Origin of the sequence: Streptomyces sp. NPDC050433, assembly GCF_044458565.1 — a bacterium.
Taxonomy (GTDB): Bacteria; Actinomycetota; Actinomycetes; order Streptomycetales; family Streptomycetaceae; genus Streptomyces.
Map to the genome: position 1 here is coordinate 91,863 of NZ_JBITIB010000004.1, position 9,566 is coordinate 101,428.

The window sequence follows — 9,566 nt, forward strand, 5'->3', positions numbered from 1 at the left end:
AAGAGCGACACACAGGGTACGCACAGCCTCCCGCAGAGCCCGTTAGGTTGTTGCGCGCTCGACCCTGAGTGCGGAACACAGTCGGTCGTCGGTTTCCAGGCGGCGCAGTCAGCACAGGAAGATCTCGGATGGACTACTGCTCGACGTGCCGTCGGACCCTCAACGGGGTTTTCGTGTGCCCCGGTTGTGGCGCCTACTCTCCCGACATCGCACCCGCCGGCTCGCATCTTCACCACACTCCGTCGACGGTCGCGGTGATGTCCGAGATATCGCACTCGCGCGAGTTCGACGCGTTTCCGGGCTTCCCGGACGCCGAGGTCGAGGCGCCCGTCGGGCCTGCCACCCCCTCCGCGACCGGCCGTGCCGCCCGTCGGCGGCGGCTGGCGGACTGGAAGAAGCAGCGGCGGCGGGCCGTTGTCGCGTCGACCGTCGCGCTCGTCGGCGGTGGGCTGACCCTCGCCTTCATGCCGTCGTCCCGGCCCTCCGTCAGCCAGGCCCAGGCGTCCTCGCTGCCCGACCCGTCGACGGATCCCTCCACGTCGTCCGTGGACGGCGCCGAGACCGACCCCGAGGCGGAGAAGCCCCGTACCCGCGATCCGCAGCTCTCCGAGAACGGCGCCGGTTCGTCAAAGGAGTCGAAGGAGCCCAAGGGCGACAACTCGCCCGGCAGCGCGACCGCCATCACCCCGGTGGACTCGCCGGCCAAGCGGAAGACCCCGCCGCCCGCCACTTCGGACGACGCCCGCCCCACCGCCGAGACGCAGCCCCAAAAGCCCCCCGCCGCCGCGGAGCCGGAGGCGCCGCCCGCGGCCGAGAAGCCGACTCCTCAGCCGAACGAGCCCACCGCACCGGCGCCCGCGCCTCCGCCCCCGGCCGCCGAGCAGCCGACGGAGGACCCGTCGGGGCTGTGCCTGCTGGGCCTCGTCTGTGTGGATCTCGACGGCGGCAGGTAACCGCTCAGAGGACTCGCAGGGTCCAGCTCCAGCGGTGGAGTCCCGGTGCCACCAGGTAGGACGGTGAGGTGTCGGGCCCGCACGACGCTGGTGAACTTCCTGCGCCAGTACTGGCACGTGGCCCTCCCGGTGGTCCGGGCGGGCCTGGCCTTCCTCAGCATCTTTACCTTCATGGGCCAGTGGAACGACTACGCCTGCCCCTGATGAGTACTGTTCGGGGCGTGCTGGCAGAACGACGACATCAACTCATCCTGCGGGCCACGATCCGGCGAGACCTGGTCAAGCTGGAGGAGGGCGGGCAGCCCTTCACCGAGGTCGCCGAGATGCGCGTGGCCGAGAAGGACGCCATAGCCGCGCACGCCGCGGCCATGATCACCGACGGCCGGTCCGTGCTCCTCGATATCGGTACCACCGCCTTCCGGCTGGCCAGGCAACTGCACGGACGCCGGCTCACGACGGTCGTGGCAGGAGAACTGCCAGGAAAGGTGACAGCGTGAGACTGACGATTCTGGGCGGCGGCGGGTTCCGGGTGCCACTCGTGTACGGGGCGCTGCTGACCGACCGCGGCGAGGGCAGGGTGACCGAGGTCGTCCTGCACGACCTGGACCCCGGACGGCTCCAAGCGGTCATCCGGGTGCTCGCCGAACAGGCGGAGGGCGTTGCCGACGCGCCCGCGGTGAGCGCCACCACCGACCTCGACAAGGCTCTCGACGGCGCCGACTTCATCTTCTCCGCCATCCGCGTCGGCGGCCTCGAAGGCCGTGCGCACGACGAGCGGGTCGCGCTCGCCGAGGGGGTCCTCGGCCAGGAGACGGTCGGCGCGGGCGGTGTCGCCTACGGGCTGCGGACCGTCCCGGTCGCCGAGGAGATCGCCCGCCGGGTGGCCAGGCTCGCCCCCGACGCCTGGGTCATCAACTTCACCAACCCGGCAGGTCTGGTCACCGAGGCCATGTCCCGCCACCTCGGTGACCGCGTCATCGGCATCTGCGACTCGCCCGTCGGCCTCGGCCGCCGTATCGCCAAGACGCTCGGCGGGAATCCGCGCGAGGCCTGGATCGACTACGTCGGCCTCAACCACCTCGGCTGGGTCCGCGGTCTGCACATCGACGGCCGCGACCAACTCCCGCGGCTGCTCGCAGACCCCGAACTGCTCGGTTCCTTCGAGGAGGGCAAACTCTTCGGCGTCGACTGGCTCCAGTCGCTCGGCGCGATCCCCAACGAGTATCTGCACTACTACTACTTCAACCGCGAGGCCGTCCGCTCCTACCAGCAGGCCGACAAGGTCCGCGGCGCCTTCCTGCACGACCAGCAGGCCCGCTTCTACGAGGAACTGAAGCGCCCCGACGCCCCGGCCCTCACGGTCTGGGAACGCACCCGCGCCGAGCGCGAGGCGACCTACATGTCCGAGAACCGGGAGACCGCCGGCGCAGGCGAACGCGACGCCGACGACCTCTCCGGCGGTTACGAGAAGGTCGCCCTCGCCCTGATGCGGGCCATCGCCCGCGACGAGCGCACCACCCTCATCCTCAACGTCCGCAACCGGGGCACGCTCACCGCGCTCGACTCCGAGGCCGTCATCGAGGTGCCCTGCCTGGTCGACGCCAACGGCGCCCACCCGGTCGCCGTCGCCCCGCTGCCCGACCACGCCACCGGGCTCGTCTGCGCGGTCAAGGCGGTCGAGCGGGAGGTGCTTGCAGCAGCCGAGTCCGGCTCGCGGGCGACCGCGGTGAAGGCCTTCGCGCTGCATCCGCTCGTTGACTCGGTGAACGTGGCCCGCAAGCTGGTCGAGGGCTATACGGCGGTCCATCCGGGCCTCGGATACCTGAGGTAAGCACCGGCCCCGACGCCCCGACGCCCCGACGCCCCGACGCTCCGACTGAGGAGGAACTGACCCGTGCCCATGCAACCCTGGTTCACCGAGGCCAAGTTGGGGATTTTCGTCCACTGGGGCATCTACGCCGTCGACGGCGTCGCGGAGTCCTGGTCGTTCTACGACGGCATCGTCCCGCACGACCGGTACATGTCCCAGCTGGAACGCTTCACCGGCTCCCGCTACGACCCCGACGCATGGGCGGACCTCTTCGCCCGAGCGGGCGCCAAATACGCGGTCCTGACGTCCCGTCACCACGACGGCGTGGCCCTGTGGGACACCGCGTACGGCGACCTCAACCTCGGCAAGGACTACCTGTCCGGCTACGCGCGGGCGCTGCGGGAGAAGGACCTCAAGGTCGGCTTCTACTACTCCCACTCCGACTGGAACCACCCCGACTACGCCTCCACACGCAAGCCGGGCCGCCCGCCCGAGCAGGAGGACAACCGCTACTCCGAGGTCGCCGCCGAGCACGAGGACCTGGCCGCGTGGGAACGGTTCATCGCCTACCGCGACGGCCAGATCCGCGAGTTGGCCTCCCGCTACCGACCCGACCTGATGTGGTTCGACGGCGAGTGGGACCGCAGCGAGGAGCAGTGGCGCATCCCCGAACTGGCCGCGCTCATACGCTCGTACACCCCCGACGTCGTCTTCAACGCGCGGATGCTCAGCGAGGGCGACTACGCCACTCCCGAGCAGGGCGCCCCCGTCGTGCCGCCGGACGGACCCTGGGAGCTGTGCCTCACGATCAACGACTCGTGGGGTTACCAGCACCAGGACCACAACCACAAGTCGCCGGCCCAGCTGATCCGCTACTTCACCGAGACCATCGGCGGGGGCGGCAACCTGCTTCTCGACGTCGGCCCGATGGAGGACGGCACCATCCCGCAGCCGCAGGTGGAGCGCCTGGAAGCGCTGGGGACGTGGATCCGCCGACACGAGCAGGCGGTGTACGGGACCGGGCGCGGACTGCCCGCCGGGCACCACTACGGGCCCAGCACGCTCTCCGCCGACCGGCGCACTCTCTACCTCACGCTGTTCGACGCCCCGCGCGCCGAGATCGGCGTGCGCGGGCTCGCCACCAAGGTCAAGAGGGTCAGCGTGGTCGGCAGCGGTACCGAACTCGGGCACCGGGTCGTCGGCGGGCTCCATGAGGCGGTCGGCGTGCTGTGGATCGATCCGCCGGCCGGGGCGGACCTCGACCCGTACGCCACGGTGCTCGCGGTGGAGTTGGACGGGGAACTGGAGCTGTACCGGGGAGCGGGCCGGTTCTGAACCTCGGTGCTACCGGCCGGCGTTGAGCCGGGCGGCCTGGCGGGTCAGGTGGCCGACCTCGGCGAGGTTGGTCGCCTGCTGGGCCGCCTCGGCGTACAGCCGCGCGGCAAGCGCCGTATCGCCGTCGCGCTCGTGGAGGTACGCCGCCACCGCGGTGTAACGGGGCAGTGAGTGGTCCAGCGCGGCGAGCGCCGCCAGCCCGGCCCGCGGCCCGTCGGCCTCGCCGACCGCCACCGCGCGGTTGAGCCGTACGACCGGGCTGTCCGTCAGCCGTACCAGTTCGTCGTACCACTCCACGATCTGCACCCAGTCCGTCTCCTCGGCGGCGGGCGCGTCCGCGTGCAGGGCAGCGATGGCGGCCTGGGCCTGGAACTCGCCCAGCCGGTCGCGCGCGAGCGCCGCCTGGAGGATGTCGACGCCTTCGGCGATCGACTTGGTGTCCCACAGTCCCCGGTCCTGCTCGGCGAGCGGCACCAGGCTGCCGTCTGGCGCGGTACGGGCGGCCCGCCGCGCGTGGTGGAGCAGCATGAGGGCGAGCAGCCCCGACACCTCCGGGTGGTCGATCGCCGCCGCCAGCTGCCGGGTCAGCCGGATGGCCTCGGCGGCGAGGTCGACGTCGCCCGAGTAGCCCTCGTTGAAGACCAGGTAGAGGACGCGCAGCACGGTGGAGACGTCGCCGGGCCGGTCGAACCGCACGCCGGAGACCGTGCGCTTGGCCCGGCTGATGCGCTGCGCCATCGTCGCCTCGGGTACGAGGTAGGCCTGGGCGATCTGGCGGGTGGTGAGCCCGCCGACCGCGCGCAGCGTGAGCGCGACGGCCGACGACGGCGTCAACGAAGGGTGTGCGCACAGGAAGTAGAGCTGGAGTGTGTCGTCCGCCGTGGGCGTGGGACCCGGCGCCGGTTCCTCGTCGACGGCGTCCTCACGCCGACGGCGGGCGGTGTCCGCCCGCGTCGCGTCGAGGAACTTGCGCCAGGCCGCGGTGACCAGCCAGCCCTTCGGATCCCGAGGCGGATCGGCCGGCCACACGCGTACGGCTTCGACCAGCGCGTCCTGTACGGCGTCCTCGGCCGCCGCGAAGTCGGCTCCGCGGCGGACGAGGATCCCGAGCACGCTCGGTGTGAGGCTGCGGAGCAGAACCTCGTTCACGGGTGCGTCGTGCATTCCGGGATGGTGGGCGGCGCGGTCAGGAACGGGCGCAGCTCAAGCCACTCGTGGATCGGCTTCCCGCCCGCGCCGGGGGCGGCGGACAGCTCCCCGGCCAGCTCGACGGCGCGCTCGTAGCTGTCGACGTCGATCACCATCCACCCGGCGATGAGGTCCTTGGTCTCGGCGAACGGCCCGTCGGTGACCGGTGCGCGACCCTCCCCGTCGTACCGGACGAAGGTCCCCTCGGGCGCGAGCGCCTGACCGTCCACGAACTCGCCGGTTCCTTCGAGGCGGGCCGCGAAGTCGTTCATGTACTTGATGTGGGCCGAGATCTCCTCGGGAGTCCACCGGTCCATGGGGACGTCGTTGACCGCTGCCGGGGCGCCGCGGTAGTGCTTGAGCAGCAGGTACTTAGCCATGGTGGTTCTCCTCGGTGCTGTGGTGCGGCCCATTCTGGCCGCGCTCACACCAGGGACGGAGCCAGGCACGGCTTCTCGACATCACCGGTCAGATTTTTTTGAGGAATGTCGTCCAGGCGGTCGGGGCGACGGAGAAGGTCGGCCCGTCGGCGATCTTCGAGTCGCGGATGTGGACGGCGTGGGGGCAGGTGGCGACCTCGACGCACTCGCCGCCGCTGGCGTTGCTGTAGCTCGACTTGTGCCAGTCGAAGGCGATCTCTACGCATTCGCCGCCACTGTCGCTGCTGTAGCTCGACTTGAACCACCGCAAGGTGCTGGTCATTCCAGATCTCCTGCCAACCGTTCGATGAGGCCCAGCGATTCACGAGGACCCAGGGCCTGTGATCGGATCTTCGCATGGCGCTGGGCGTAAGTGCTCACCTTTACCGGGTCGGTGATAAGCAGGCTCTCCTCCTGAACCTCGAAGTAGACCAAGTGGTCATGGTCCGGGGTTTCCACCAGTGTCATCTCGCCGTGACCACCCGCGTATTCGCCCAGCAGTCCGCAGTCCAGCGGGAGGATCTGGAGCGTCACGTTACGACGCTTCGCGCACTCCGCCAAGTGCAGAAGTTGGTCACGCATAACCTCCGGGCTGCCGATCGTGCGGCGCAGCACCGACTCCTCCAGGATCACCTCGATCAGCGCCACCGGCTCCCGGTCCAGCAGTGCACTCCGCGTCATCCTCGCCTCGACCAACTCGTCCACCCGCTCGTCGGACAACGGCGGATAGCCGCCGCCGATCAGCGCCCGCGCATACGCCTTCGTCTGGAACAGCCCGTGCACGACCAGCGTCGCGTACAGCCGCAGGCCCATCGCCCCCTGCTCCAGCAGCGCGTAGTTCTTGAACTGCTCGGGGTACTTGTCCAGTCGTACGTAGTCCCGCGCCGCCAGGAAAATGCCGATGTCGTCCCCGACCGCATGCTCCATCGCCACCAGCATCTCGTCGCTTGCCGGTTGCGCACACGTCTCCATCGCGCTCACCGCCGCCGCCGAGAAGCCGATCCGGACGCCCATTTCCGTCTGCGTCAGGCCCTTTCGAAGCCGCATGAGGCGGGCGATGTGCGCCACCAACCGCGTCGCCGGGCCGGCCGTTGCTTTGTTCTCCGCTCGCGCCATTGCGATCCCCATTTCGACTCAACCGGACTCAACCGGTCACAACTGATCTGGACCCGAATTCAACTTCACGTCACGTGAGTTCTCGCAGGTCAACCGGCATCCGACGGCTTCCCGCAGACCATGGAAACGCTAGCGGCGACTACGCAGAATGTCTGCGTGAATACACAAAATGAGCGATCAACGGGCCTCTGGCTACCCAAGGCTGGATTTCAACTCCGGAAGGCGGGCGTGCGATTCGACGCCGTACGCGTCGACGGAGTCCAGGGGCGCCGGCTCGCCGACATGATGGACTCGATCACGGCTGGCGATCCCGGCCCGATCGCCACCGAGTCCAAAGGGGCCCGAGCGGTGTACTTCTACCTCCCGGCCGGGAGTACCGCGAACCGGGTCTGGGCGCCGGGCGTGACGCGGTTCAACTCCCGTAGCAGCACGGTGAGTTACGTACCCGTACCGGCGCTCAGCGGTGATACGTGGCCGCTGTTCTGGTACTGCCCGCCCACGCACGCCGAGCGCTTCGTCCATCCGGCGATCCTGCGCAACGCGGCTGCCGCGCTGTTCGGGCACCCGATGTCGTTCGGGGAGGGCTGCGAGGAGACGTAACCTCGGTGATCGACCGATTCTCGTACCGGTATAGTATGGCCGGTATAATTATTGGTCACATAGAAGGACGCCGCATGATCGAGATCCTGAACCCCACCCGCGTCGCCCGAGCAAAGGAAACAGGCGCTCTCGTCGCCGACATCCTGCACACGCTGAAGGGCCGTAGCGCGGTCGGCACGAACCTTCTGGAGATCGACCGGTGGGCAAAGGCCATGATCATCGAGGCGGGCGCGCTGTCCTGTTACGTCGACTACGCGCCGTCCTTCGGACGCGGCCCGTTCGGCCACTACATCTGTACGGCCGTGAACGACGCCGTACTGCACGGCCGGCCGCACGACTACGCGCTCGCCGACGGCGACCTGCTGACACTCGACCTCGCGGTCTCCAAAGGCGGAGTCGCCGCGGACGCCGCCATCAGTTTCATCGTGGGTGATCCGAAGCCGTCGGAGAGCGTCGCGTTGATCAGCGCGACCGAACGCGCGCTGGCCGCGGGGATCGCCGCTGCGGGGCCGGGGGCTCGTATCGGCGACCTCTCCCATGCCATCGGCACGGTGCTCAGTGAGGCGGGATACCCGATCAACACCGAGTTCGGAGGCCATGGCATCGGATCAACGATGCACCAGGACCCGCACGTTGCGAACACCGGACGGCCCGGCCGTGGATACAAACTGCGGCCTGGGCTGCTGCTGGCACTGGAGCCGTGGGTCATGGCGGACACCGCCGAACTCGTCACCGACGCCGATGGGTGGACGCTCCGCAGCGCGACCGGCTGCCGGACGGCGCACAGCGAGCACACGATCGCGATCACCGACGACGGAGCGGAAATCCTCACGTTGCCGCCTCTGCGCTGACCCCGGCAAGGCTGCGGCTCGCCCAAGTTGGGCCCGGCGGTGGGTCCTTGGGCCCTTCGGCGTGGGTCTCGCGCATACGTACTCTGCCGGCGTAGACGCCACGGCTGGTGGAGGGGTTCCCGTTGTTGGACACAAGAGACCTGGCGTACCAGGTCGGGGCACCACCGCACCGGTGGGAGTTGCCGAGGTCGCTCGCAGTGACGCGGGTTCTCCTGTATCTGATGTTCGGTCTGACGCTGCTGGGCGGCGTGGGCGTGCTGAACTCGCTGCTGGAGCTGGGTACTCGTGTCACGCCGACACTGAGTCTGGCGGCGGTGTACGCGATGGTGCCGGGCATTACGGCTGTGGTCTTGGCGCGGCGGCTGTGGACCGGCGGCAAAGCTGTCTGGTTCACGTTGATCGGGCTCCAGGCGTGGCTGCTGGTCGGCAGTGTGGTGAACCTGTACGGGGGGTCGCTTCGCGGGCTCAGCCAACTGGTTCTGCCCGGGGCCTTGTTGGCGTTGGTGAGCGTGGGTGCGAGCCGGGCCTGGTTCGAGCTGCCGGCGGAACAGCGGGCGGTGAGGCCGAAGTGGTCGATCCCGTCGATTCTGCACTTGATCAAGTGGCGGCGGAACCGTGGTCAGTCGACGGTCGAGTACGTCGGTCTGGTCGGTCTGGTCGCGCTGATCATCGGCTCGCTTCTGTTCAGTGGTGTGGGACCGCAGATATCGAACGGTCTCCAGGCGGCGGTCTGCAACATCCTCGGCGGCGACTGCGAGTCGACGACGGTCGCCGGTGACGGTGACGGTGACGGGGGCGACAGCGGGGGCGGGCGCTCCGGCGGGAGTGGTGACTCCGGCGGGGGCGACGACTCCGGCGGTGGTGGGAACTCCGGCGGCGGTGACAACGGCGGTGGTGGCGACTCCGGCGGCGGTGACGACAACGGCGGTGGTGGGAACGGCGGTGGCGGGAACTCCGGCGGCGGGAACTCCGGCGGCGGTGACGACAACGGCGGTGGTGGGAACAGCGGTGGTGGCGACTCCGGCGGCGGAGACGACTCTGGTGGTGGGAGCAGCGGGGGCGGTTCGTCTTCCGGCGGTGGTTCGGACAGCGGCGGCGGTGATTCCGGTGGTTCGTCCTCGGGCGGTGGTTCGTCCTCCGGCGGCGGGAACAACGGCGGCGGGAACAACGGCGGCGGTGACTCCGACGGTGATGATTCCGGTGGTGGGAGCAGCGGGGGCGATTCGTCCTCCGGTGGCAGTTCCTCCAGCGGTGGTGGTGACTCTGGGGGTGACTCGGGCGGTGACGATTCCGG

At 69.4% G+C, this 9,566-nt stretch carries 9 protein-coding genes and 3 pseudogenes; 8 read left to right on the plus strand and 4 right to left on the minus strand.

Annotated elements, in window-relative coordinates:
- Nucleotides 1-257 precede the first annotated feature (257 nt).
- The 5 genes and pseudogenes from ACIBLA_RS06925 to ACIBLA_RS06945 all read left to right on the plus strand — a co-directional run bounded on the left by ACIBLA_RS06925 (nucleotide 258) and on the right by ACIBLA_RS06945 (nucleotide 4,098).
- Nucleotides 258-953: a hypothetical protein gene (locus tag ACIBLA_RS06925; RefSeq protein ID WP_363240330.1), complete on the plus strand. Its 696-nt coding sequence runs from the start codon at nucleotides 258-260 to the stop codon at nucleotides 951-953.
- A gap of 93 nt (nucleotides 954-1,046) precedes the next feature.
- Nucleotides 1,047-1,154 (plus strand): annotated as a pseudogene (locus ACIBLA_RS06930) (carbohydrate ABC transporter permease); the annotation flags it as partial.
- A gap of 20 nt (nucleotides 1,155-1,174) precedes the next feature.
- Nucleotides 1,175-1,420, plus strand: a pseudogene (locus ACIBLA_RS06935) (ArsR family transcriptional regulator); the annotation flags it as partial.
- Nucleotides 1,421-1,446: 26 nt separating this feature from the next.
- Nucleotides 1,447-2,784, plus strand: a complete 1,338-nt coding sequence (locus tag ACIBLA_RS06940; RefSeq protein WP_399197996.1) for a 6-phospho-beta-glucosidase — start codon at nucleotides 1,447-1,449, stop codon at nucleotides 2,782-2,784.
- 63 nt (nucleotides 2,785-2,847) lie between these two features.
- The gene (locus ACIBLA_RS06945; protein ID WP_399197997.1) at nucleotides 2,848-4,098 is read left to right on the plus strand and encodes an alpha-L-fucosidase; all 1,251 of its coding nucleotides are present in this window, start codon (nucleotides 2,848-2,850) and stop codon (nucleotides 4,096-4,098) included.
- 9 nt (nucleotides 4,099-4,107) lie between these two features.
- On the opposite strand, the gene ACIBLA_RS06950 is transcribed toward ACIBLA_RS06945, so the two are convergent.
- The 4 genes from ACIBLA_RS06950 to ACIBLA_RS06965 form a co-directional block, all read right to left on the minus strand.
- A complete protein-coding gene (locus ACIBLA_RS06950; protein ID WP_399198079.1) occupies nucleotides 4,108-5,247 on the minus strand; it encodes an RNA polymerase sigma factor in 1,140 nt (379 codons plus the stop codon).
- Nucleotides 5,244-5,666 carry a YciI family protein gene (locus ACIBLA_RS06955; RefSeq protein ID WP_363240327.1) on the minus strand — a complete coding sequence of 141 codons (423 nt, stop codon included), beginning with the start codon at nucleotides 5,664-5,666 and terminating at the stop codon, nucleotides 5,244-5,246. Before ACIBLA_RS06955 ends, ACIBLA_RS06950 begins: the two co-directional genes overlap by 4 nt.
- 88 nt (nucleotides 5,667-5,754) lie before the next feature.
- Nucleotides 5,755-5,988, minus strand: coding sequence for a DUF397 domain-containing protein (locus ACIBLA_RS06960; RefSeq protein WP_399197998.1), 234 nt, complete (start codon nucleotides 5,986-5,988; stop codon nucleotides 5,755-5,757).
- Complete coding sequence (locus tag ACIBLA_RS06965) at nucleotides 5,985-6,821, minus strand: helix-turn-helix domain-containing protein (protein ID WP_399198080.1); 837 nt, start codon at nucleotides 6,819-6,821, stop codon at nucleotides 5,985-5,987. Before ACIBLA_RS06965 ends, ACIBLA_RS06960 begins: the two co-directional genes overlap by 4 nt.
- Before the next feature lie 228 nt (nucleotides 6,822-7,049).
- Between ACIBLA_RS06965 and ACIBLA_RS06970 the strand changes: the two genes are divergently transcribed.
- The 3 genes and pseudogenes from ACIBLA_RS06970 to ACIBLA_RS06980 all read left to right on the plus strand — a co-directional run.
- The gene (locus tag ACIBLA_RS06970) at nucleotides 7,050-7,421 is read left to right on the plus strand and encodes a hypothetical protein (RefSeq protein ID WP_399197999.1); all 372 of its coding nucleotides are present in this window, start codon (nucleotides 7,050-7,052) and stop codon (nucleotides 7,419-7,421) included.
- A 74-nt stretch (nucleotides 7,422-7,495) separates the two neighbouring features.
- Nucleotides 7,496-8,272, plus strand: a complete 777-nt coding sequence (gene map / locus ACIBLA_RS06975) for a type I methionyl aminopeptidase (RefSeq protein ID WP_399198000.1) — start codon at nucleotides 7,496-7,498, stop codon at nucleotides 8,270-8,272.
- A 197-nt stretch (nucleotides 8,273-8,469) separates the two neighbouring features.
- Nucleotides 8,470-9,566, plus strand: a pseudogene (locus tag ACIBLA_RS06980) (hypothetical protein); the annotation flags it as partial.